Annotated in this window: 26 protein-coding genes; 7 read left to right on the forward strand and 19 right to left on the reverse strand. The window is 45.7% G+C overall.

Annotated features, from left to right (window positions below; all coding sequences use genetic code 11):
* Positions 1–286: 286 nt before the first annotated feature.
* On the forward strand, positions 287–1,123 hold the full coding sequence (locus tag EO763_RS13485; protein ID WP_161529249.1) for a hypothetical protein: 837 nt from the start codon (positions 287–289) through the stop codon (positions 1,121–1,123).
* 237 nt (positions 1,124–1,360) lie between these two features.
* Here the strand turns inward: EO763_RS13485 and EO763_RS13490 are convergent, their stop codons facing one another.
* The 15 genes from EO763_RS13490 to EO763_RS13560 all read right to left on the reverse strand — a co-directional run bounded on the left by EO763_RS13490 (position 1,361) and on the right by EO763_RS13560 (position 13,557).
* On the reverse strand, positions 1,361–1,918 hold the full coding sequence (locus EO763_RS13490) for an ADP-ribosyltransferase family protein (RefSeq protein ID WP_161529250.1): 558 nt from the start codon (positions 1,916–1,918) through the stop codon (positions 1,361–1,363).
* Positions 1,919–2,222: 304 nt separating this feature from the next.
* On the reverse strand, positions 2,223–2,942 hold the full coding sequence (locus EO763_RS13495) for a hypothetical protein (protein WP_161529251.1): 720 nt from the start codon (positions 2,940–2,942) through the stop codon (positions 2,223–2,225).
* Between the two features lie 390 nt (positions 2,943–3,332).
* Positions 3,333–3,743 carry a hypothetical protein gene (locus EO763_RS13500; protein WP_103199400.1) on the reverse strand — a complete coding sequence of 137 codons (411 nt, stop codon included), beginning with the start codon at positions 3,741–3,743 and terminating at the stop codon, positions 3,333–3,335.
* Between the two features lie 124 nt (positions 3,744–3,867).
* Entirely contained in the window at positions 3,868–4,257 is a 390-nt protein-coding gene (locus tag EO763_RS13505) for a hypothetical protein (protein ID WP_161529252.1), read from the reverse strand.
* A gap of 15 nt (positions 4,258–4,272) precedes the next feature.
* On the reverse strand, positions 4,273–5,973 hold the full coding sequence (locus EO763_RS13510; RefSeq protein WP_161529253.1) for a DNA-binding protein: 1,701 nt from the start codon (positions 5,971–5,973) through the stop codon (positions 4,273–4,275).
* Complete coding sequence (locus EO763_RS13515) at positions 5,966–7,270, reverse strand: site-specific integrase (RefSeq protein WP_161529254.1); 1,305 nt, start codon at positions 7,268–7,270, stop codon at positions 5,966–5,968. The genes EO763_RS13510 and EO763_RS13515 overlap by 8 nt, the downstream gene beginning before the upstream one ends.
* Positions 7,267–8,457, reverse strand: a complete 1,191-nt coding sequence (locus EO763_RS13520) for a tyrosine-type recombinase/integrase (RefSeq protein ID WP_208851955.1) — start codon at positions 8,455–8,457, stop codon at positions 7,267–7,269. The genes EO763_RS13515 and EO763_RS13520 overlap by 4 nt, the downstream gene beginning before the upstream one ends.
* A 300-nt stretch (positions 8,458–8,757) precedes the next feature.
* Entirely contained in the window at positions 8,758–8,955 is a 198-nt protein-coding gene (locus EO763_RS13525; RefSeq protein WP_038911511.1) for a helix-turn-helix transcriptional regulator, read from the reverse strand.
* 84 nt (positions 8,956–9,039) lie between these two features.
* Entirely contained in the window at positions 9,040–9,891 is an 852-nt protein-coding gene (locus EO763_RS13530) for a DUF6387 family protein (protein ID WP_039493522.1), read from the reverse strand.
* Positions 9,892–10,217: 326 nt separating this feature from the next.
* Complete coding sequence (locus tag EO763_RS13535; RefSeq protein ID WP_161529255.1) at positions 10,218–11,096, reverse strand: cell envelope biogenesis protein OmpA; 879 nt, start codon at positions 11,094–11,096, stop codon at positions 10,218–10,220.
* Between the two features lie 119 nt (positions 11,097–11,215).
* Complete coding sequence (locus EO763_RS13540; RefSeq protein ID WP_161529256.1) at positions 11,216–11,524, reverse strand: hypothetical protein; 309 nt, start codon at positions 11,522–11,524, stop codon at positions 11,216–11,218.
* 73 nt (positions 11,525–11,597) lie between these two features.
* Positions 11,598–11,819 (reverse strand): hypothetical protein, encoded by a 222-nt coding sequence (locus EO763_RS13545; protein WP_161530395.1) that lies wholly within the window; start codon positions 11,817–11,819, stop codon positions 11,598–11,600.
* 26 nt (positions 11,820–11,845) lie between these two features.
* Positions 11,846–12,172, reverse strand: coding sequence for a helix-turn-helix domain-containing protein (locus EO763_RS13550; RefSeq protein WP_341874901.1), 327 nt, complete (start codon positions 12,170–12,172; stop codon positions 11,846–11,848).
* 452 nt (positions 12,173–12,624) lie between these two features.
* Positions 12,625–12,954: a DHCW motif cupin fold protein gene (locus EO763_RS13555; RefSeq protein WP_161529257.1), complete on the reverse strand. Its 330-nt coding sequence runs from the start codon at positions 12,952–12,954 to the stop codon at positions 12,625–12,627.
* A 66-nt stretch (positions 12,955–13,020) separates the two neighbouring features.
* Positions 13,021–13,557, reverse strand: coding sequence for a rhodanese family protein (locus tag EO763_RS13560; RefSeq protein ID WP_161529258.1), 537 nt, complete (start codon positions 13,555–13,557; stop codon positions 13,021–13,023).
* A gap of 406 nt (positions 13,558–13,963) precedes the next feature.
* On the opposite strand from EO763_RS13560, the gene EO763_RS13565 reads away from it, so the two are divergent.
* Positions 13,964–15,364 carry an EmmdR/YeeO family multidrug/toxin efflux MATE transporter gene (locus EO763_RS13565; RefSeq protein WP_161529259.1) on the forward strand — a complete coding sequence of 467 codons (1,401 nt, stop codon included), beginning with the start codon at positions 13,964–13,966 and terminating at the stop codon, positions 15,362–15,364.
* Positions 15,365–15,407: 43 nt separating this feature from the next.
* On the opposite strand, the gene EO763_RS13570 is transcribed toward EO763_RS13565, so the two are convergent.
* Entirely contained in the window at positions 15,408–16,577 is a 1,170-nt protein-coding gene (locus EO763_RS13570) for an MFS transporter (RefSeq protein WP_161529260.1), read from the reverse strand.
* Positions 16,578–16,863: 286 nt separating this feature from the next.
* Positions 16,864–17,379 (reverse strand): outer membrane protein OmpX, encoded by a 516-nt coding sequence (gene ompX / locus EO763_RS13575; protein WP_039493514.1) that lies wholly within the window; start codon positions 17,377–17,379, stop codon positions 16,864–16,866.
* A 377-nt stretch (positions 17,380–17,756) separates the two neighbouring features.
* On the opposite strand from ompX, the gene rhtA reads away from it, so the two are divergent.
* The gene (gene rhtA, locus EO763_RS13580) at positions 17,757–18,644 is read left to right on the forward strand and encodes a threonine/homoserine exporter RhtA (protein ID WP_161529261.1); all 888 of its coding nucleotides are present in this window, start codon (positions 17,757–17,759) and stop codon (positions 18,642–18,644) included.
* Here rhtA and EO763_RS13585 read toward each other — a convergent pair.
* Positions 18,632–19,183 (reverse strand): P-loop NTPase family protein, encoded by a 552-nt coding sequence (locus EO763_RS13585; protein WP_161529262.1) that lies wholly within the window; start codon positions 19,181–19,183, stop codon positions 18,632–18,634. The genes rhtA and EO763_RS13585 overlap by 13 nt on opposite strands.
* A gap of 342 nt (positions 19,184–19,525) precedes the next feature.
* Between EO763_RS13585 and dps the strand changes: the two genes are divergently transcribed.
* The 4 genes from dps (at position 19,526) to glnQ (ending at position 22,593) form a co-directional block, all read left to right on the forward strand.
* Positions 19,526–20,029: a DNA starvation/stationary phase protection protein Dps gene (gene dps / locus EO763_RS13590; RefSeq protein WP_015839848.1), complete on the forward strand. Its 504-nt coding sequence runs from the start codon at positions 19,526–19,528 to the stop codon at positions 20,027–20,029.
* 412 nt (positions 20,030–20,441) lie between these two features.
* The gene (glnH, locus tag EO763_RS13595) at positions 20,442–21,188 is read left to right on the forward strand and encodes a glutamine ABC transporter substrate-binding protein GlnH (RefSeq protein WP_039493511.1); all 747 of its coding nucleotides are present in this window, start codon (positions 20,442–20,444) and stop codon (positions 21,186–21,188) included.
* 26 nt (positions 21,189–21,214) lie between these two features.
* The gene (gene glnP / locus EO763_RS13600) at positions 21,215–21,874 is read left to right on the forward strand and encodes a glutamine ABC transporter permease GlnP (protein ID WP_010294864.1); all 660 of its coding nucleotides are present in this window, start codon (positions 21,215–21,217) and stop codon (positions 21,872–21,874) included.
* The gene (gene glnQ / locus EO763_RS13605) at positions 21,871–22,593 is read left to right on the forward strand and encodes a glutamine ABC transporter ATP-binding protein GlnQ (protein WP_161529263.1); all 723 of its coding nucleotides are present in this window, start codon (positions 21,871–21,873) and stop codon (positions 22,591–22,593) included. The genes glnP and glnQ overlap by 4 nt, the downstream gene beginning before the upstream one ends.
* Positions 22,594–22,644: 51 nt before the next feature.
* Here the strand turns inward: glnQ and EO763_RS13610 are convergent, their stop codons facing one another.
* A complete protein-coding gene (locus EO763_RS13610; RefSeq protein WP_161529264.1) occupies positions 22,645–24,513 on the reverse strand; it encodes a M3 family metallopeptidase in 1,869 nt (622 codons plus the stop codon).

The following is a 24,513-nucleotide window of genomic DNA, read 5'->3' on the forward strand; positions in this document are numbered from 1 at the left end:
AATCAAATCTGACAGGCTGCGTTGAGCGAACAGAAGAAGTTGGCAATTACTATCAGAAACGATGAAGACATCACTAACATTGTAGTTTCTTAATCAACAGGAAGTTAGTCAATGTTAGCTCCAACCGACACCAAGAACTAGAACGACTTAACGGTAGCCGGACTATGACACATCAATACAATGCTGATGTCAGTATTTTTATTTCATATAGGTCTTATAACCCTTGTAGTATTAATGCTAAGATATATATACCACAGCTATTATCCATATAAAAACAGGGTTAATCATGAGAGAAAATACAATTTCATTAAAAAAAGGTTTAAATTATATAATTTCACAAATTACGGAAAACTGGTCTTCCATATCAAATGGAAAACAGAAAATTAATTTCATAGCCCGCTCAAATACACCTTTGATGATCGTAGATTTGAAAAAAGATAAACTTATTCTTTTGCAAGAAACCATAGATGCCAAAATAGGAAATAAAAAAATATCGTTATCTAGACCAAATGAAATATCTTTATCAATGAATATTGCCAATAATTCACTTAAAAAATCACAATCACTTAGAAAATCGATCATCCAAAAAATAGAAAGTGATAAAAGAAAAAATTTTTTTGAAAATGATGTTGGTGATATTTATGATTACTTAGAGGAGGTTCAAAAGACAATAGTATTCAGTTACAAAGCTATCGAAGCAATGTGTAATTCAGCTATACCTGATGATTATAGTTATAAAAGAGACTCAAACAAAAAGGGGGTTATTGAGGTTTATGACAAACTAGGGATTGAAAGGTGGATAACCACAACAGAAAAGGTTTCTAAAATACTTCCAGATATTTATCGCTGCGATTCTCCTGCACAAAAGTCATTTTGGGGACATTTTAAAAAACTGGAGGAACTAAGAAATAATATAGTTCATAGTAAATCGAATTCAACTTCTCAAGTGCTGAGCGAGTTGCTGTCTGGTGATATTGACAAATACGTTAAATCTTGTGAGAAACTGCTTAAATTCTTCTTTGATCAAGATAAAAAAAATCCACTCTTTCCACTGATACCGGGAATTACTGAAATTGTAGGTACTGAAGTTGATGACATGGAAAAATATTTCGAAAATGCCTAATAAGAAAATATACAATTGAATTTCAATTTAGCTGTTAGTAAAAATCCACCCGCATAGCGGGTGACATTGAATGCGCCCCATAGGGACGTACTGAAAATCCCTAAAAAGAAGTATCTGCTAGTCCTGTTAAATCTAAATAAAAAGACAATAAGGTAGAACCAAAACCTACTGATGACCACGCCCACAAGATGTGGTTTTTAGTTAGCAATAAAATAGGTTTAATTTTCTACATAACAGCTAAGCTATTTGTATCAAATCGTACATGAATTCTGGAACAACATTTTGCGCCAATAAACGAAAGCTTGATCCTCTTGGGATAAGAGCTTCCTGAAGACCTAGGCTGTTATCATCAGAATACAAAGAAATGTCTCTACCTAAATGCATAAAAATACGCATTGAATCAGCATCAAAATCAGTGCCATCATAACGACGAGTTTGTAGATTTGTGCTTGTATATGCCAGATTGGTCATTACGCCTTTAGACAAAAGAAGCTGTATATCATTACCAATGTTTCCCCAGCGATAGGTCAAGCTTTCAGAGTGAACAGGAAGTTTTTGCAATGCAGAATCAATTAGATCGACCAAGTAGTGGTGTTCTCCACATCGTAGAGCACCATTAATATCTTCAAAAAATGGCGGCATGCAGTTTGTATATGCATAAACAGCCAGCGCCTCATCATAATCTAACGTAATTGGCTTCCTAGCTTCTTCATGTGAAGACTTGATGCTCCCCCACCACATATCGACAAGATACTCGCCGACTTCTTTAGCCATGAATGCTTTTACATCTGTCATTTTTAAATACAATCCACCGTTACAATCTTCCTATCCACTATATGGGCTAAAACCCGCCAGCAGAAGATTCTGTAATATAGCTGAACTACCCCTGGCATGAGAATCAAAATTATGAACGTCTGCTTCTGGTACGGAGCGGACGAGTTAATTGAGCAGAGGTCTGCTGTGAGTGAAAAGGTGCCATATGGCGCTCTTTAAAAATTGCCTGAGTGCAATAATTTTAAATGCAACACTGGTGCATTTATTAGCTGTCGCAGTAGCAAGGCAAGTACAGTCTGTTTCATTTCAATACTGGAAAACTCATTCAGCTCTTTGGTAATGACCTTCTTGTAATTAGAGTCGTTACTCTGAACTTTCCAAAAAAAAGATGGTTAACAGTCACATTGTGTCCAAACTCATTCTCTTTATTCATTTTTAAGGAGTCCATCCCCATTATGTTCACTTTATATATGTCTTCGCTATATCCTTTCTTGATTTCGAAAGAGCTTTTCAAAAATTCAAACTCATTATTATATTCGAAATAACATCCGTAAAGACCAATGAAGAAATCTTTCATCTTTTGGGGTAAGTTGCTTTCATTGTTGAAATCCAAATAGACATTATTTATAACATAATCATCTAAGTTAACTGTTTTCCCTATTTTTTTGTATATCACACCAAAGGTTAAACAGTTCATAAAGTTATTCATCCTCTCTGTGTCAACAGGAACGATGGTTCCTTTATCGCTGGATTTGGAATTTTTAAAAATAGTTCTTTGCAACGCTTTGTTATTATGTTGCAATTGTTCAATCACGCTACTACTAAAAACCTTATTAACATTCTCATCTGCATCTGAGGTTAAACAACACAGACATATCTGAGTTAAAGCATAAATGTCATCTTTAGTTTTTGAATTATTATGTTTCTCACATGACTTTACTGTCATCAGGTTTAATGTTTTATCAGTTGGGAAAAATGACTTTGGTGGTATATGTTCTCTTGTATTCGCAACGTTTTTACAACCCGGATAATAACAATTTGCCATTTTCAACATCCTTTGTTAAAGAGTTAATTATTGTTTGTGATTAATTTATGACACTCAAATATACAGTAAATGAAACATAAATAGTATCATTTTTCAACTCAAAAAGATGGTAAGTGACGGGTTGGTAAATATCTTTTCGGGGGTGGAGACTTTCGCAGCCATATCAAACAAATATTTAAAATGACTAAGATATCTCCCACGCATCCTCAACTTCAATGCTGCGCTATCCATTCTATAATGATCCGGTCAGTGCCAGATTGATCCGCGGCCAAATAAATTAGCAGTTTAAAAAACAATCAATGGTCCGTTTCTGGCACAGAGCCGCCTGTCAAATTACTCTTAGCTCTGCGCAGCAACTGTGCCAAGTCGGGTCTTAGCTAATACATTTAATCACATCCGGCAACCACTCTTCCTGACGCTCGTTGAAGCCCTTATAAGCTTGTTGGCGTCATACTTCTTTTTCTCATGCACGTAGATTCGTTCGGTTCTTCCACCGTTGTTGATGATGAAGCTGATGATGGAAAGAAATACTTTATTCAGACGGGCTTTGTCGATCAAGTCATCACTGATTTTCTCGATATGGCAATAGTAAGAGAGAAGCAGAAAACTTAGCACCACTTCTCGGTTTGAAAACGTCAGATTTTCTATGTCCTGCTGATATTTAATATAAAATCCGGCACAAAAAAGATAAGACTGCTCGGTGATTTCCGCTTCTGAAAAGCCCGATTCATCGAGCTTATCAACAAACCTGTCCAGCAACAGAAGATACCTTTCCATTAAACTCATATTTATTTTTTTCATAACTATGCATCCTTGCATTTAAATTATTATTAATTGTCATCCTGACAACGTATCAATATCACCATTGAATTAAAAATCAAGCAATTTATAAAAATATATTTACGCTACCTGCTTTCGTTTATAGTCACTTTTTTTCAGGTAACGGTTCATTAAGTTGGTGCGATTTCAACCCATATTTATTGGCGTTATACTGCCATAGGGAAAACTGCTCTTTATAACGGTTGTTTTGCTGCTCAAGCATTGCCATCTCGTTTTCAATATGTCGTATTCTCTGCGCCGCAATTTTCAGGCTGGCGGGTTTCTTTGGTTCAACGCGGCTTGTCTGTATCATTTTCTTTTTCATTAAATAGGCAGCCACGATATCTTCATGCATATTCAATGACTGACGACTGGGTTTCTTTCCGATAAATTTTTCAACTTCGATACAAAGCGCTTCCCATGTTAATTTTCCTTGCCAGCCCTGAAGCGTTTTTTTAATGACTGTGATATCTGATGATGTTAAATGTTTTGCCATACGGCCTCCTGATGATTAATTTTTATAAGATATTTTCATTTTTTTGCTCTGCATTTTATCTAAAACAGATAATACGGCTTCGTGGTGCGCCACCCATTTATCCGCACCAAAATACGCGTCTTTCACTGCCTTTTTCGCCATCCGAAGGTGCTGACGGACTTTTTTGACAGGCTCATGCCCGTTCATTCCCCCTGCCCAGCCGTAATGCAACGTGCTGGCTAATTTCTTGCAGGGGAGCATCAGGTAGTCATGAACACAATAACCGTAGGGCGTGACGTGAACCGCACCGTGATCCGGCTCTTCTGTGATAACCGGAATACTGACAGGCAGAGCGTAGCCATGAGCACCCAGCTTCAGCTCTTTGATTTTCTCGTGCATCTCTTCCTGAGAGACATGATTATAGGCACGGTTCTGCATGACACTGACTCTGCCTGACCATTTGGCGATCTCCATTTCTGAAAGTTCCCCCTGATGCGCCAGCGTGTTGAGAAGGTGCCTCGGCTGATGGGAGCGCAGAAATAAGGGGTTCCCCTCATCATCGGTATAACCATGACGTGCAAAGATATTCTTCACCGTGCCGGAAGGTCTCATCTTTGCAATATCAGAGGCAAAGAAATAATACGCTGGCCTGCAAATCTGAACGTCCCGCGTCTCCCTTTTCTCACAGCCCTGATATTTGTTCAGCAGACACAGCGCATTGCTATATCGCACAGACTTTTCTTTATCAAACCAGGGAAAATCCGCAGGCAGACACGGCATCACCTTCTCGTTTACAGAGCGTGCAGCAGTCTTAGGTTTTGCTGAACATGTTTGATTTTCTGCCCGTTTCGCTATTGAACGGGCGTTTTCCGACAGAAAGCGTAACCGGCTGACCGCTTTTCTGGCAACCGGCACCATAACATCAGGCACCCACTTGATAGTGGCCCCATAGCCCTTGACGGCATGAAAGCGAAGCCCGTAACGCTCCACGCCATTTTTATCTTTCCGGGTGATCTCACAGTCTGCCGGTAATGCCAGAATTTCTGAAATACGGTTTGGTGAGCACATCAGCAGGGCAAAGACCGAGGTGGTAAACAAATCCCGCTCACTGAGTTCATCATTCGGTCGTGAAAAAATTTCAGCGATAGCGAGTAAAGCCCGTTCGTCCGGTAATTTATGCTTTCTGTCCGGATCTTCTTTCTCAGGCAGGTAATGATTTTTGAAATCGGGTTTAGCCGGATTGCACCAGCGAAAAAAACCACAGCTAACGAAGCGGTGGGTCGTAAGAAACTGCGCCAGTTTTTCAAGCTGTGTGCCACACTGGTATAACACATTATCTTTATAATACTGTCTGGCGGTCTGCATCGCTTCATCCAGCACCAGAACCGACGTGTTATAGATATGGGCATTCCGGCAAACCTGCAACAGCGCTTTTTCCAGACACTTTAGTGCCATGAGTGCCGCACCGTGATGTTTGACCAGGCGTAACGCCTGCTGGTAACGGATATAGCTTTTGGCAAAAGAAATGAAATCGCTGTCCATGGCACATTCATTGCTGACTGCGCCTCTCCCCGTCCCCAGCTTGCAAAACGTTGCAATGCCTTTCCAGACAGGTGAATGCCAGTTTAAATCCGCACCAAATACGGTCAGCTTATCCCGGCAAAAAACAATAAAATCACCGGTATTCTTTTCCGCACTCAACCCGACCTGAGATTTGAATACGGTCACGTTACCCATGCGCCACCTCGTCATTATTCTGGTGAGTGAAAGGTCTGAAATAAAGGCACTGATGACACGGAATGGCTGTCGCACAGGATGAACAGCTTTTTACTTTCGGCTTTTCTTTCCCAAGAAAAACATCGGCAATAAAGGATAATTTGTCAGAAACAGCATCGTTAATCCTGACGACACTATCCGGTAAATTTTCAACATAAATCCCGGCACAGGCCGTGGAAGAGTGATCTAACAACTCTGCAATGTATTGCACATCATACCCGTCACGCGCCATCCTGGTGCCAAGGGTATAACGGAGTCGTCGGGGACTTATTTTCATGATTTCACCGGTTCTTTCAGAGATGACCTGCTCGGTATTAACCACGTTGATCAGTGCATCATTAACCCCGTTTCGGGAAGCATGAAGTCTGTCCGACGCCAGTAACGCCGTCATATTCTGACCTTCGCTCAGACGACATTGCGACTCACACAGAAAAACAGGCACATCCTCTTTTTCTGCCGGTTGAAGCGCCCTGCCGATAGCCTTCTCAATCCGGCTTACCGACGCCTCTGCCTGTTGCCTGACAATATCAAACAGATATTTATCAACGTTCAGGAGCCTGAAGGTCCTCCTGAATCCGCCCCCCTGTTTGATCCTGGGGAAGTTGATGAAATAGCCAGAATCACTATTATTCTCTTCTTTTATGTCCTGATATTTTAATGAGGTGATTTGCAAGGGTCGTCTTCCGGTCAGGCTGACCAGCAATGCCATTGCAGACTCAGACAGCGTGATCCTGCCGTTTTTCCCGGCATGGTGGATCGCCCTATTTAATCCCTTATGCTCCGTATCCGTTAAGGGGCCCTTTTCAGGGCTTTCCTGTTTTACAACGTCTCCGGGCGCTTTAACCTTTATTCTCATGGCTTTCAACAGCGTAATGGCATTGTCATCGATACCCGCATAACCCAGGGAATGCCACTTAATCAGAAAACATCTCAGCACCATCAGACTTGCCAGCGGTGTTGCAGGTGAAGCTCTGTAATTCAGGATCGCTGACTCATCAATATAATCAGGGGACATCTCACGGATAAACCGCCTCATGCTGTTATTGATCATCACCACATAACCCGCACTCCGTTTACAGGCAAAAAAAGCCAGTGTATTGAGATACCCCTCATGCAATGACGGGGTTAATGTTTGCAATACAGAATAAATATTGACCGTATTATCCTTATCCAGATGCCACCGTGTATCGGAGAGAGAAAATGAATAACCTGAACGTGTTGCCATTAAACAGGGTTTGTTTTCTTTCACTTTATTCATAACATCTCCCTGATGATTTCTTGCTGAACAGCCAGTGAGGTTTCATTTGCCTTTTTAGTAAGATGTCTTTTGTTGTAGATCATCGCCATCTCAGAGCCCGGCACCCAGCCCATACAATACACTCTGCATTGCCCTTCTCTCACCTCAGAAAGACCATGGGCGTCTGACATGGAAGAAAAGTGATCATTCCATGTGTGTCTCAGTTGATGCCCGGTTACCCCGCACAACTCCGGTGAGCACTGGCTAATCGTATGGATAATTTTCCGGTAAGCCGACATCGACAGGGGATTTCCCTCTGTATCCCCTTTCTTATAGGTAATAAAAAGAAAATCATTTTTCTTTGCATTTCTTATTTTTAGCCTGTCTTGCTGGATGTAATTATATAATTCAGACATGACCGCTTCCTCAGAGAGGAGCACCCTTCCCCGCGTTTTGACAAGCGGCTGCTTAACCCTTGGATCTGATTTGTCATTGGCGCGGCGCTGGATAGTAATAGAGGAACAGGCAAAATCAATATCACTGATCCGGAGATTTAAAAGCTCACCGGCTCTGACCCCGTAACTGAACAGTAATAAAATGATGAGCCTGTTCCGTGTCTGAACCTCAGGAGAAAACGGATTTAATGCAGACCCGACGCTGACTACGTTAAACAGAATATCTTGCTGCGCCTTCGTTAAGGACTTTTCAGGGATATAGTCACGATATCCGTCAGAATCAGGTCTTTTATTTTTCAGTTCAGCCACCATCCTTGTGATCCGGGCGTCAAGATTTACGTCTACCGAATGCGGTAAGTGATGATGGTATAGCCAGTCAAGGTAATGGCAAATAAACGTCAGTCTGAAATACTTTGTCGGCGCTTTCACACTTCTGCTACCGGACGTTTTTTTCCTATTTTTGAAGTTTTCCGAAGCGAAATCAGCCAGCGCATCAATTTCATAAGAACTTAAAAATTCCATTCGGGTGATCCGATCCACGATGTCTATTTTTCTCATATGAAAAAATCGATAAAGTAATACCAGACTTCCGGCAACCACCTCCATTGTATTAATCGACACCGATTTGCTCCTGACGTTTGTCGTTATATAAATATTAGGATCAAAAAGCGGATCTCCTGTCAGACTGTTAATAACATGGCAATATCGCTCACCATTATCAAACATAAATGCATTCGTTCTAATATGATCCATATTCTCTCCTTAAAATATTTTACAAAAGCACTCTAGGTGCAATATATTATTAAATTACAAATAATAAATTTACAAAAAAATCTTAAGAAAATGACAAGACAATAATAATTAAATTTATTTTTAATCAATAGGATAATAACGATATTTTTTACATTTAATATCTATGGTGTACTTAATTTAGATTAAGTACACCTGAGACTTAATAACGCCCCGCGAAACCTTTAAACAAAAGCCCTCATTAAACACTGTCAAATATTCTGTAAAATATATAGCCTTTATTGATTGAAATTCTTTACACTTTTAAAATACATTTCTTTTTTCAATCGCGGTCAATATCCATTCATCAATTTCATTTTCAACAAATGCGACAGCACGGATACCAATTTTCACAGGTCGGGGGAAACGTTCTTCACTAATAAGGCGATAGATCCAGGCTTTTCCAAATCCGGTTTTTCTCATTACTTCGGGGAAACGAATAAGGCGATTCTGGGTATTCATAGTCTCTCCTCGCTTTTTAGAAGAGACTATATGAAAAATTCAGGGAAACAAGCGAATTTCAGCACATCCAGAATTAGCGTGTTTTTAGTCCTTGTCTGCGAGCGTTATAACATCAGAAACCCGCATTTCTTTCAAATGGTTGTTCTTGTTAAGAAAATGATGAAACTGAAGGATGAATGACTTGCTGGCGGTTTTAAGCGCAAGGGGTTTGTCAGTATTTTTTATATGACTCCCCATTCTTGTTTTATTTTCCTCATCAGAATCGCAGTGAAGCAGAGAGGAAAGGTGATTATCTGACACCCGAATATCATGGTGCTTTGCCCATGTCAGTATGTCGAGTAATGGGATCAGTCTGTAATCGATAATTTTCTTGATTGTGCTGTGACCAAAGCGAATGGTGTCTAATGACTCCGGCTCAATCTTCCGGATTTTACGCCACTTAGGAAGCATGGCTTTCAGTGATTCAGCGATTTCTTCGTCAGAGCCACTGGTGAGATTTATCTCTATCATAACCCGGTGTTCACATAATATCGGCATAGCCTCTGCAACAGGGAGCTCGTCGACTTTTTCATCTATCCAATAATCATCAACATTGTTCCAGCCAAATAACGACTTCTTCATCCCTTCAAAACAAAGATGTGCCACCCTTCCGGTCGTTGTTACAGAAAAGTATGGGGATACCAAAAGTCTGGCTTTTGTTTTAAGCTGATTCATATGACTATCTGTAATGAGGAAGGGATCCCCACTGAAGAGACTGTTGGCATAAGTTTTAACCACCCAGCGATCATAATCACTATGGTCAGAACTAAAAAACAGCGACCTCATCACCAGCTCAAGATAAAGCCGCTCAAGAGATATGTTTTCAAACTGCCGATAGGTATCAATATTTAGCCATTTTTTGATTTCTTTAATGTCTTTGTCCGACAAGTTTTTCATATGATCATCCGCTATCAATTGTCCTTTCCTTAAAAAAGGATAGTTGAACCAGGCTGAATGACTAACTATTCACCACTCTTTTCAGTTTTTCTGTCACTTGAACAGCGTAGATCCGATGTAATACTTTATCGTCTGAAGGTTCGAAGTTTGAGGCAATATTTTCTGTTGATGGGATGACTTTGACTTTTAGGCATAGCTATAGGCATACGCTAAATATCAACATGAAAAATAAATTATATATTTCATAAAGTTAAATTCATTACTTTAATGCTCTCGTGATAACGATTCATTATCACAGGCACTCAGTGAATGCCTGCTGTAATGCCTTACTTGGTTACTGAGTTATCGATAGTCTTAATGGCTGTGCCATTTTGCTGCTTGATGATGTTCACCTGCACATTGTCTGCGGTTTTTGTCGCAAGCACATTGATGTCTTTTTCATCATCACAATTGAAATCACCTTGTAGCGACAATGCTACGGCCTTCAGAGAATCATCGGTAGAGAAAGGGACATACGAAACGGTGTTATCTTTATTGATGATTTTGACACCTACAGCGCCAGTGACATCATTTTGATACAGATTGTAAATCGTTCCGTTACGGGAATCCGTATCAACAAATACTTCACTTCCCAGAGCTTTCGCGCTCGTCACGACAACTGCATCAATATCAGCGCCTGGCGAGTCCGCATATGTTGACAAACTGGTGTCTACAATTTTTAGATAGGCAAATGAGTCAGATGTAGACTCAATAACATCAACGTCATAACCAATTACGGAGCCTCTATTCGTCGCCACATTACTAGGAGCTGGGTTGATATCCTTAAATACAGGAGTCGCTTTTATCCATTCATTTCCATCCACTGATACATAGGCATCCCACGACTCATATGTCCCGACTTCATAGACGTAAAAATCAGCGTCTACTGTTCCACCCTTCTTGATAGCTAATGGACTAAAACGCAAAACAAGACTACCTGCTGCACCAAGGGAGAACGTCGTTTCTCCTGAACTGTAACGATTAGGGGCGCCAAGGGCACGCTTAGGATCCTTAAAACTCGATGACACCTTAGGACCGGGAGTATAGCTGACGACCTCCGTAGCAAAACCGACTGCGGTACCTGGAATATCGGGGTAGCCTTTATAGGTCTCTGCAAATGCTGAAACTGAAAACAGGCACATTAGCGCAATAACGTATTTTTTCATTTCACTTCCTCTTGATAAAATATCCCCACTATTGCGAGGAATAAATGGATTCCGTTCTACGTATTCCAGAAAGCTGATTGTTAGCTTTATCAAGCGCCGTCGAACCAATACCGACTGAGTCAGTTACCGCTGGTAACGGTACGCATTGTGCTGGCACGTAAACGGTACGTGTAGCCGAGCAACCGATCAGCAACATCATCACTAACGCACTGACGACCAACTGGGTCACGTTTGATAATTGTCCTGTAAACGATCTGTGTTTCATCTGAATTCACTTTAATATTTGTGCCATGCTGATTAGCTTGACGGGCAATATCATTGAAGCGCTGAAATTCCAGCGCCTGCCCTGCAATAATTGCCTGCTGCCCCGCGCTGATGTTGTCAGACTGCTGACGACCAAACTCCGCAGCATCTGCATCCCACCGCACCCCTGCACATACCAACCGAGCGCTATTCCAGCCACCAGCGTGCCAGTGGCTAATTTCCAGTTAGGAATGATACTCATACCAGAACTTGTCGGGCACGTTCGAAGCGCTCACGCCGATCGACCAACCCGTTACTCCCGCCGTTTATCAATCGGGTTACAGCAACAACGTCATCAGCCACAGCGCCGCATTTGCGTGAATTCCAGAACCATGCAGCAGAACGCATCGCATAAATGTCCTGTTCTAATAGCTGAGGTTTAGCAGTCAAGTCCAAGCCCAATACCGCACCACAATGCATGTAGTTCGTCGCACCTGTGACATGAATCAACCCGCGCCCGCGGAAGTTCTAGCCGTCAGCATGCTGTATCCACCGGCGTACCCGCGAAGTTGGATCTCACTCGGCATACCGCTGACCGGTATACAATGAGGCCTGGCAGCGTCAACACGTTCAAGAATATAGGGTTTAAACGGGTCCAGCTTCCTGGGTCGGGGAAGGCGTGCAGAATAACGGGCTTTAGCAGGCGAGTCCTGCATGCGAATATAACGGCGGACAGTCTGCCGGGAACATGAAAGCTGCCGGGCAATACCCCGAATAGACATGCCGTGACGTAAAAGAACTGCAATCTCCACGCGTAACTCCAATGTCAACATAGGCAGCTACAAAGCTGCCATTTTTACCCTAGGTGGGTCCGTTTTACATTGGCATGTGGGTCATTTTTACATCGGTACTAACAATTAATCCTGCATCCGCTCAGACGACAACCAATCGTGGTTCTGTAATCGGGTATAACGTTGACGTCATTGATTCCGAGTCTGATTCATTTACCTATCTAAAAATCATCGACACCAGTCTGTCGAAATATGCAGATTCACTGGGGGCCGATCTTGACGCAATCGTTTTAACGAGCGCAAAAGCGTTGGGGTACCTCTCACCGAGAGAATACCGTAGCCAGCGGATAACGTTAACTTAGAGACAAAAGCTGTCCGGAGATGGTGGGTCAAGATCACTTTGTTGTAGGCGGCAAATTGTTATGGAATCAGATCATAGTGAGATTAACTAAATCGAGGGCTACTCTCCGTCATTCCGAGTTAGCCCTCTGGCATCAATCGACAACGAACAGCTTAGCGCCTGTCTCGGTATAGGAACGGTGGGATTCCGCGTTATCCGCAACCTGATAGCTCATTCCCGGTTTGAGGACAAAAACACGACCATCATCTAATTCCGTATGAAGTTCACCTTCAAGGCACAGCAAAATATGCCCTTTAGAGCACCAGTGATCGGCCAGATAGCCTGGCGTGTACTCAACAATACGAACCCGAATATTATCAAAGCGCTGTGTTCGCCAATAGGCGATCCCCGTCTCACCCCGATGTTCGGTGGATTCTATTTGCGACCAGTCGGTCGTACCAAACGGAATGTTTTTCATGTCCATCTTACTGCCCCTATTCTTTAACGTTATCGGTTAACACTCCGCTTACTGGCAAGCCATCCCAGCACATCAGCGTTTGGCGGTACGGTTCCACGGCATTTTCATCAACAGCCTTGCCATGCCACAAAACCCCGTCACACCAGCAAACAGCAGCCCTGCCCCGACAAAACCGGAGAGCAGGAAGAAAGCGCTGTTTACGCTGTAGCCCAGTAATACACCACCCAGAATCAGTACGCCAGCGACGATTTGAACCTGCCGCATGAGTTCAATCGGCTGCTTACGATTCACTTCCGTTGGAAATCCTGCCTTTTTCCATGCGGCCATTCCCCCTTCCAGAAGCAATACTGTTGCAGGTGAAACCGCCTGCGCCAGCAAATCGGCATTCTGCTCCGAACGCATGCCAGACAAACAATGGAAGATCACAATCTTTCCTTCCCTCTCATCAGCAGGAAGAACATACCCGACAGAGGAATTCAGTGGGTGCAATGTTGCCTGTGCGATGTGCTCGCGGGCATATTCTCTCGGCTGGCGAATATCAATGAGTACCGCCCCTTCATCTAACAATTTGCGAGCCTGAGCGGGTGAGATAGAAACGGGTGTTGGCATGATCGTGATCCTCTTTTGAGCCGTTGAAACTCGTCATAATGCACTCGTTAAACACGGCATTCAGTCGACAAGGAAGGTGAGACCGCTGATTGTCCGCGTCTCACCTTTAATTTAGAAAAACCTAATTAAGCAAAATCTAAATTAAATAATGGACACACGCAACAACTTTCCACACGGGGAAAGCAATCCAGACTGGACATCGATTTAGCGGCTGATACTCTGTAAATAGAAACGCTATTTTAAAAAACAACCATGCTGCCGCGATCGTACAAAAATGGATCAGTAACAGTATGGGTAAGTCACTGTATGAATAAGTACTGTGCAAAAATAATGCTATTTGCGAGCCACCTTATGGCTCTGTTTACCGTGCCGACTGGGAAACTTGAGATACCGCCAAGATCGTTTCATGAAAAAATTAAAAGACACAGACTGGTATAAAAAGCGTTACTCCAACCGCGTTCTCTTCTGGAGAGAAATCTCACCGCTAGCCTTCCCGATCTTTATTGAAGGCCTTTGCGTCGTGTTGATGGGAGTTTTCAGCACCTTCCTAGTCAGTTGGCTGGGGAAAGAGGCTATGGCGGCCGTCGGTTTGGCCGATAGTTTCAATATGGTCATCATCGCGTTCTTTACCGCTGTCGCATTAGGGACCGCCGTTGTTGTCGCGTTCAGCCTGGGACAGCGCAACAGAAAGCAGGCGCGATCTGCCGCTCGTCAATCGATGTCATTACTGGTTCTGTCATCGTTTCTGTTGGTCGCGCTGGTTGAATTCGCCGGTTCAGCGATTATCGATCTGATCGCAGGACAGGCCGACGTACAGGTTAAAGCCCTTGCTCTCACGTTCCTTCGCTGGACGGTGTGGGGCTATCCGGCTGTCGCCATCGCGCTGGTAGGCTGTGGCGCGTTACGGGGCGCGGGCAATACCAAGTTGCCCATGGTCATCAACATTGGGATGAACATTCTCAATATTGCTATCAGTAGCCTGCTGATTTACGGTGCATTTTCCTGGGATGGCCTTGGCTTTGTTGGCGCAGGCATTGGTATTACCATTTCGCGCTATATCGGTGCGGTATTCGTGATTCTGACGCTGATGCACGGTTTTAACGGTGCGCTGCGTATTCCCTTCAAGTCTTACTTTGCGCCTTTTACCCTGTCGATCCTCTATGAAGTGCTCAGTATTGGTATTCCCGCCAGTATTGAATCCGTGATGTTTAACATCGGCAAGCTCATCACACAGCGTTTTGTGGCAGATATGGGAACTGAGGTCATTGCCGGAAACTTTATTGCTTTCTCCATCTCAACGCTGATCAACCTTCCCGGTAATTCACTCGGTGCCGCCGCCACGATTATCGTTGGCACACGGCTGGGGAAAGGCCAGATCATGCAGTCCACCCGCCAGTTGAAGCACATCTTCTGGCTGTCCAATATCGGTCTATGTGTACTTGCCGTCCTGTCGGTGCCGAGCGCCAGCTTTTTGGCGTCGTTTTACACCAATGAGCCGGAAGTTATTGAAGTGGCAAAACATCTCCTGTGGCTCAACGCCCTATTTATGCCCATCTGGGCGGCATCCTGGGTACTTCCCGCGGGTCTGAAAGGCGCGAAAGACGCCAGCTATACCATGTGGGTGGCAATGGCAGGGATGTGGGGATGTCGGGTCATCGCGGGATATATCCTCGGCGTGGTGCTCGGTTTTGGCGTGATCGGCGTGTGGATGGGGATGTTCTTTGACTGGATTGTTCGCGGGTTCTTCTATTACCGTCGCCTGATGAGTGGGCGCTGGCTATGGCGCTATCGTCCACCGACAAATTAATGATAGCGAGCGGGTTTCCGCTCGCTTATAACACAACAAACGGCTAGCGATTCGGGCCCTTCACCGGAGCAAAGCGGGTCGCCATGATAATCAACACGACCACACCGACGGTCATAATCATCCAGGCCTGCTCCAGACCCGCCGTATGCTGACGTATAAAACCAGCTAGCAAAGGCATCAGGCTGGCAAGGATGTAACCGCCGCCCTGCACAAAACCCATCAGTGAACCGGTCTGATGTGATTCGGTCACTTGATCCAACGCCACGATAAGCGATAGCGGGAACAGCGCACCAATGCCAACGCCCAGCATGATAATGATGGGATACGTGAACGTCAGCGGAGCTACAATCAACCCAATCATCCCCACCAGCATCACACTCAGGATAGGAAGCAGCAGTTTACGTCGATCGGGAAAACGGTTGATGAACGTTGACACCAACAGGCCAGAAATCACTTCCGTCAGCGTTAATCCGCCCAACATCAGGCCGCTTTGCGTCGCATCTAACCCCAGTTGAATGTAATACGGTGGCAGCCATGCCAGCACCAGCGTATACGCCCCCGTACCAATGCCGAAGAACACCATCAGCAGCCAGTCCATTCCGCTTCGGCGCGTTGCTACGATAGCCACCGCATCCTGTTTCACGGTATACGCTTTCGGGATACACCGCCAGGCCACCGCAGCAACTAGCGCCACAATCCCCCAGCAGGCCAGCGCACTTTGCCAGCCCCACGCATTTGCCAGCGGAGAAACCGATGAAGCCGCAAACGCCGCACCGGTCATAATCGCCGTGGTATAAAAACCCATGAGGAGACTGCTATGGCGACCAAAATGGAGCTTGATAAACGACGGCACCAGCGCTTGAATCAAGGCAATCCCGATTCCAGCAAGCGCGGCACTAACCAGCAGCGCAATACCGCTATTCAGCCACCAGCGTGCGCTACACGCCAAGGCAATCACCACGATGCCCAGCGTGATCCCCCGATATTCACCGAGACGCGCCTGTAACTGACCGCCATATAACGCACACCATCCCATAGCGAACACCGGGAGCGTGGTTAACATCCCCGCCATGCTGTCATCCAGACCCGTTGCAGCCTGAATCTGATTCAGCAGCGGACCAATTCCCGCCAGAACAGGACGCAAATTCAGCCCCAACAGGATAATCGTGAAGAACAGAAAAGCCCGCGTGCGGGCCGTTGATATCACTACCATGTATAACCTCAATAGCTTGAGCAAATCACTACGACTTGATGAACATTATCTTCACATAAAGAATCTTAACGTCAAGATAAAATCTTATGACAGACCGATACCGGATGCATTTGATCAACGCTGGCAAGAACGACGGGATGTCGACCGACTGGAAAGTGACTGGATAAATGACTGGCGAAACTCGTCGCTGATTTAGCGCCATAAAAAAATCCGCCCTGAAAAGAGCGGATTCTTCCGACACAGTTAACAACCAACGCTGAGGGTAAGTAAACCCTACAGGGTTAGGTTAGAAGCGGTAACCTACGCCAACAGCCCAAGCACCAACATCAACACTGCGGATACGGCTTTGTTCGTAACCGACATCCAGAGCAACGTCCTCGATCGGGTTAAACTGAACGCCAGCACCGTAGGTGAAACCGTAATCGTCATTGCTGCGGTTATCCTGACCGTTGGTATTGTTGCTCGTTACTTTACCATGGCTGAAACCAACAACGCCGTACAGGCTTGCCCAGTCATTCAAACGGTAAGCAGGACCGGCAGTAAAGCCCATGTACTGGCCTTTGTCATAGATACCACTATCGCTGCTATTTTTTTCCAGATAGGTGAAAGAGCTAATAACGCCCAATGGGTTATTATCTTGCTCGTAACGATATTTCAGGTTAAAACCTTTAACTTTATTTTGTACGCCCTGAGCATCACCTTGAGCATAGCCTGCAGTTACAGTGCTTTGACCAGCAAATGCAGAACCTGCGCCAACGGCTAATACACAAGCCAGAGCGGAAAGACACGCGATTTTTTTCATATTTACAGCCTCAGATTCATTTTATGAAAGACTAACTAACGCAGTAAATATAACAAAGAAGTTCGGAAATTGCCGCCCTATAAATATTTATCAATTAGGCTTTAGATGTAACAAATATTGTCAGAACAAACCTATCACTCTAATTATATTGAATTTTTTATTGTGACAATTAGATTAAAAATAAATTCATTACTGGGTAGTAAAACAGATAATTCTGAACTTTCCGCTCAGTTTTCATGCTAATAGTACCGTGCAAAAAATAAAGCAATCAAATGCTGCGTAAATAAAGGTCAATAAAAGTCAATTCATACCAGACAAATTGTTTACAATTGGATATAATAGCAACGGAATGTTATACCTGTTTTAAGGCCAAAAGAATGACCTTATTTTCCCGCCGTTCGTCATCATTAGTCCCTGTATTGCTTATCGTTATCTCGATGCTTTCTATCCAAAGTGGAGCCGCTCTGGCAAAAAGCCTATTTCCGCTCATTGGGGCCACAGGCGTCACCGCACTGCGTCTGGGAATTGGTACAATAATTCTGTGCATCATCTTCAAGCCGTGGCATATGCGCTTTAGCAGTAATCGCCTGCCGCTGTTAGTTTATGGCATTACGCTAGGCGGGATGAATTTTCTGTTCTATCTCTCATTGCAGACGGTGCCGCTCGGCATTGCTGTCGCATTGGAGTTCACCGGCCCGCTTGCTGTTGCTATGTTAGCCTCACGCAGACCGATTGATTTTCTATGGATTTTTCTGGCCGTTGCTGGGCTGTGGTTCTTATTACCACTGGGTCACAATATCGGCAATGTTGACTTGACGGGTGCGGCTTACGCCGTGGGTGCAGGTGCCTGCTGGGCGCTCTATATCCTGTTTGGGCAAAAAGCGGGGGCAAATCATGGGCCGGGAACGGTCGCTATCGGCTCCTGTATTGCCGCGCTGATCTTCTGCCCTATTGGCGCGTATTACGCCGAGAGCACGCTGTTTTCGCTCTCGATACTCCCACTCGGCATTGCCGTCGCCATCCTGTCCACCGCGCTCCCCTATTCTCTGGAAATGGTGGCATTAACTCGTCTGCCTGCCAGAACGTTCAGCACGCTGATGAGTATGGAACCCGCTATTGCCGCCCTCTCTGGGATCCTTTTTCTCGGTGAACATTTATCGTTCATACAGTGGATGGCGCTTATCTTTATTATCATCGCGTCAATCGGCGCAACGCTGACAATAAAACCCGCGGGCGCAGCCAAAGTGACGACTCAAGCAGAATGAGTGCGTATTTCCTTGGGGAAATGTTGCAGAAAAATTTTACATTCCCGAGGAGAACGCAAAGTCATAAAACGGATATGGTGATAGCGAGGATCGGCTAAATCCGCCAAATACCGTTTCCGGTTGCTTGAATAGGTTTTCATCGTCCAGAGGATAATTGAATCCCGACTAAAGAAACTGCGGAGAAAAGACTCCCTATTGCCCGTGCCGCTCCAAAGTTCCTCTTTGCGCCATACCCGAAGATAGGCACACCGAACCGCCTGAAAAAGCGTGCGGGTAAAACAGTAGTCAACCCAAATCACGACATCAACATTGCGCCATTTGATATCTCGCGTTCGATTATAGTTGCCATCCAATACCCAGCTTTCAGGTTCCAGAGCCCTTTCAAGCTGTTGAAAAAAATCGGCACCCGCCCGTTCTTGCCAGTCCTTAAGCCAAAATAATGCATCCATTTCAATGTACGGACTAGCCAGCTTTTCAGACAAGCGGCGAGCGAGCGTAGATTTACCGCTTCCACGGGTGCCAATAATATTCACTCTCATTCGTCACAACTCCTTTTACTCGCACACGCTATATTTTAAGAGAGAAACGACGTTGTCATTCTATTTAAACAATAGCGGAGAATAATAATTATTTTCATCTAACCAATGATGATATTTATCAATATATGACATGATATTTCAATGACAATTAAAATATTACGTTTACATCACCGCCATCACATTATTGATATCAGATAAATCCTGACTACAAATACCTACACCATCGTTATGCTATAGCTATCCATTTGATAGGTGATTCTTTTCAATATTAATTTTTATCACTGCTATAATTAATCACATTGAACAGTAAGACTATCAATAATTAAAGAGAGGATAACTATTATGTCTACCGCCAAACTCGTGAAATCAGCACCGTCCGCACTGCTTTACACTCGCAATGATTTGGATGATAGCGTGAAGACCTCGACGATCGCGCTGTTAAACCAACTGGTTGTTGATTTCATCGACCTGTCATTGATTACCAAACAGGCACACTGGAACATGCGTGGTGCAAATTTTATCGCCGTTCATGAAATGCTGGACGGCTTCCGCACCTCGATTATTGACCATCAGGATACCATCGCCGAGCGCGTGGTACAGATAGGCGGTGTTGCGCTGGGTACCGTGCAAATTGTGGGGAAACAAACCTCGCTGAAAAGCTACCCAACCAATATCCATAGCGTTCAGGATCATCTGAAAGCGCTGGCCGAACGTTATGCGATTGTCGCCAACAACGTACGCAAGGCAATTGGTAAAACGGAAGATGAAGCCTCTGCGGATATTCTGACTGCCGCATCACGCGATCTGGACCAGTTCCTGTGGTTTATTGAATCAAACATCGAATAATCGGCGTTATCGTCCGCATTACTTTCTGCGAACGTGCTCAAGGGCTGCTCAGGCAGCCTTTTTTACTGCCCAGAAAACCCACTCAAGCCATGCTCTTTCTTCGTGCAACCCGCATAAATCACGCATTTTATCCGTTAAGACGCTCAAAAAATTAGCTTTTGCCTGCATTAATTGGGCAGAACGCTAATCAACGGTTGTTTCCCTCGTATAAATCAGTTAATCATAACAGCGCTTTGCCTGAGCGAATCGGAGATGAAAATTTCACCGCCGGCAAGGTGATAAAATAAAAAGCAACAGGTTAAGCACAATGCATGGTCACTGGCCTCATGTTCGAATGGGTTTTACTTTCGTACTATGCTTAAAAACGCCTGTAAAACAAAAAGCTCCCACAACTGCTAATAGGAAGGATTTGATGAAATCACGACTTAAGGCCTCTTTGGCTGCCCTGACGCTGATGATGAGTATTTCTAGCTATGCGGCTGAGAAAGAACTGATTGTCGCAACCGACACCGCTTTCGTCCCTTTTGAATTCAAACAAGGTGACAAGTACGTCGGCTTTGACATCGACCTCTGGGATGCTATTGCTAAGCAACTCAACCTGAAATACACCCTGAAACCAATGGACTTCGGCGGTATTATTCCTGCCCTGCAAACGCGTAACATCGATCTGGCGCTCGCAGGCATCACCATTACTGAAGAGCGTAAAAAAGCAATCGATTTCTCTGACGGTTACTACGATAGCGGCCTGCTCGTGATGGTCAAAGCGGACAACAACGATATCAAAGGCGAGCAGGATTTGGCGGGTAAAGTCGTTGCGGTGAAGAGCGGCACGGGTTCCGTTGATTACGCGAAAGCCAATATCAAAACCAAAGATCTGCGCCAGTTCCCGAACATCGACAACGCCTACATGGAACTGGGCACCAACCGTGCTGATGCCGTGCTGCACGATACGCCAAATATCCTCTACTTCATCAAAACCGCAGGCAACGGCCAGTTTAAAGCGGTAGGTGATTCCATTAAAGCCCAGCAATACGGCATCGCGTTCCCGAAAGGCAGCAACGAGCTGCGTGAAAAAGTGAATGGCGCCCTGAAAACACTGCGTGAAAACGGCACTTATGCTGAGATCTACAAGAAGTGGTTTGGCGTAGAACCTAAGTAATTGCCGATTTAATCTGGAGATATTCCATGCAGTTTGATTGGAGCGCCATTTGGCCTTCTCTGCCCCTCCTGATGGAAGGGGCAAAAATGACGTTGTTGATTTCTGTTCTGGGTCTGCTTGGCGGCCTCGTGATTGGCGTGGTCGCGGGTTTTGCCCGCGCCTACGGCGGCTGGTTTTCCAGCCGCATTTCGCTCGTTTTTATTGAAATTATTCGCGGCACCCCGATTGTTGTGCAGGTGATGTTTATTTACTTTGCCCTGCCGATGATTTTCACGTCCGTGAGGATTGATCCTTTTGCCGCCGCCGTGGTGACCATCATGATTAACTCTGGTGCTTACATCGCGGAAATTACTCGTGGTTCGGTATTGTCGATTCATAACGGCTTCCGTGAAGCGGGTCTTGCACTTGGGCTGTCACGCAGCGCGACGTTACGCCATGTCATTGCCCCACTCGCCCTGCGCCGCATGCTGCCACCGCTGGGTAACCAGTGGATTATCAGCATCAAAGATACGTCACTGTTTATTGTGATCGGTGTCGCTGAACTCACGCGCTCAGGTCAGGAAATCATCGCGGGCAATTTCCGTGCGCTGGAAATCTGGACTGCGGTTGCCATTATTTATCTGTGCATCACGCTGATCCTCAGCTTTATTCTGCGTCGTCTGGAAAGAAGACTTAAGATTATATGATTGAATTTAAAAACGTATCCAAACACTTTGGCAAGACGCAGGTCTTACACAATATCGATCTCACCATCGGCCAGGGTGAAGTTGTGGTCATCATCGGGCCTTCGGGCTCGGGTAAATCCACGCTGCTGCGCTGCATCAACAAACTGGAAGAGATTACCAGCGGCGAGTTGATTGTTGACGGCCTCAAAGTGAACGATCCGCGTGTTGACGAGCGTTTAATCCGTCAGGAAGCAGGGATGGTGTTCCAGCAGTTTTATCTGTTCCCGCATCTTACGGCGCTGGAAAACGTCGCGTTCGGCCCTATTCGGGTTCGCGGCGCGAATAAAGCCGATGCCGAGAAACTGGCGCTGGAATTACTGGCGAAAGTGGGTCTGTCAGAACGCGCGCATCACTACCCCTCCGAGCTTTCCGGTGGCCAACAGCAGCGTGTCGCCATCGCCCGTGCACTCGCGGTTAAACCGAAGCTGATGCTGTTCGATGAGCCGACGTCTGCACTCGATCCGGAACTGCGTCATGAAGTATTGACCGTCATGAAAGATCTGGCCGAGGAAGGTATGACGATGGTGATCGTCACCCACGAAGTGGGCTTTGCCCATAAAGTGGCTTCACGCCTGATCTTTATTGATAAAGGTCGCATCGCAGAAGATGGCGACCCAGAAACGTTGATTACGAATCCGCCCAGCGAGCGCCTGCGCGAATTTCTGCAACACGTATCTTGATCAACAAGGGGGCGAAAGCCCCCTTTTTCTTACTCGCAATATCAGCGAACGTTATGCCGGAGAACGCGGATATTCTCGTTCAATAAACGCCGCAAAATCCTGGCACATTTTCTCATCGCTTTGCTCATTATCCGCCAGCACGCGGCTACCATCGACCACGCGAATACGAGCTGACAGATCGAAATCCGCGGCAGGTTGAGGCCGACCCGCCGCTTGCGCCATCGTGCTTTCCGCCTGTTTCCAGGCTTCTTCCACCGTCAGATTACAGGCTTTTGCCAGATAGGCTGGATTAAACCCCTCTCCGGTCAGGCTGCGCAGCGTATCGTCATGGCCCACGCTATTACCCGGCAACCAATAGTGCTGCGCCAGATCGGGGCCAATGGCTGGGTTGTCCGTCAAATAGCCGTCGCGTTGCAGGAAGTAGCTGCGCGTCTGCTCCACCGCCATCAACGCCAACAGATATCCCTGATAAGAGCACGCGGACTCCATAGACAGTAGATGCGGAATCGCCAACGTCGGTCGCGGGCTACCGCTAATACCCAAAATACGCTGTTCGGTGTCACGTGCCAGTTTTGTCATCGCTTCCGGCGTACGCGCCTCGTCGTCCCACGAATAGAGCTGCCACTCGAAGTACGGCACTAGCAGGATGTGCCGCTCATTGAAAGCGCGCATCGGCTGCTGCGTGCTGATATCCGCGCGGATCAATTCATCAGGAATCGTCTCTCCCTGTGCATTCTTTGCATAGCGTTTTAACCAGTCAGCATCACCCAGCAGGCTGTCGCAGAACATGGACTGCGTTTCCGCATAAGCCATTGAGGTTGGAGGAAACTCCTGTGAAAAACAGGGTGCATTCTGTCGGATATTAGCAAAATGCGCGGCGTGCCCACCTTCATGAAATAGCGTATTAATGCCGCTGGCACCGCTGCCAATCTGATCCGGTTTTGCCAGACTGGTGAAATTAATCCGTGCAGGAACCCATTTTCCTTCCTGCACAAACGGCGGCACCGGGCCATGCATAAAGCCGTTCTCGTATTTACCTTTGCGCACCAGTAAATCGAGCTGCATTTCTGCACCGTTAAACCCAATGCGCAAACGCTTAAAGCTATTGATCCAACGCTCCAGCGACGCAGAGAAAGGGAAGTAGGGATCGAGCTGACGCGTCACATCACCGGCGCTGGCATAGCGAATATTCCACGGTTGCAGAGCCTCTTCGCCCTTTTCATCCGCCAGATTTTTCAGGCTACGGGCATTCGCTTCACGCGTTTGTTCTTCAAAAGGATCGAGGATGGCAAAAAGCTGCTCCGGCGTCATCCGCTCCGTCTTGTTGACCTTATAGTCAAAATAGTTACGGTAGCCCATCTGACGGGCGAAGCGGTTACGCAGTGAAATCAGCTCAGGGAAGCCATTCTGCAACAGCCACTGTTCGAGATCGCGCAGCGCCTGCTGGGAACTTTGACGGTAGGCTTCGGTATCATTGGTCGTCTGATTGGTCAGCAGCTCTCCGAGCGAAGCGGAAACCCGTTCCCCTTTGGCATCCAGATGCGTCATTTCATAGGATTTACGCTTGGCATATAGCGCACTTTCGGCCGCAATAATTTCATCCATCAACGCCTGCGCCTGCGGGTCTTCAATCACGTTGCAGTCGAAAAATCGATACCAGCCTTGCAAACCGTGCGACAGCGCCTGCTGTTGCTCATCGCGCGGGCTATTTTTCAGTGTCGTAAGATGGGCTCTGAGTTCAGCCAGACGCTGTGGCTGCGAAATAAAGCGCTTATAGGCACTTTCTGCGGCGGAGAAACGCTCAGACACCTCATCGTTGCCCGTTCCCATATACAGTTGCCAAAACAGTTCTTCTTTCGCCTGATGAACCGCAAGATAGTCGCGATTCAAAGCGTTAAAATAGTCCGCTACCTGTTGCAT

Source organism: Pectobacterium odoriferum (assembly GCF_009931295.1).
Lineage (GTDB): Bacteria > Pseudomonadota > Gammaproteobacteria > Enterobacterales > Enterobacteriaceae > Pectobacterium > Pectobacterium odoriferum.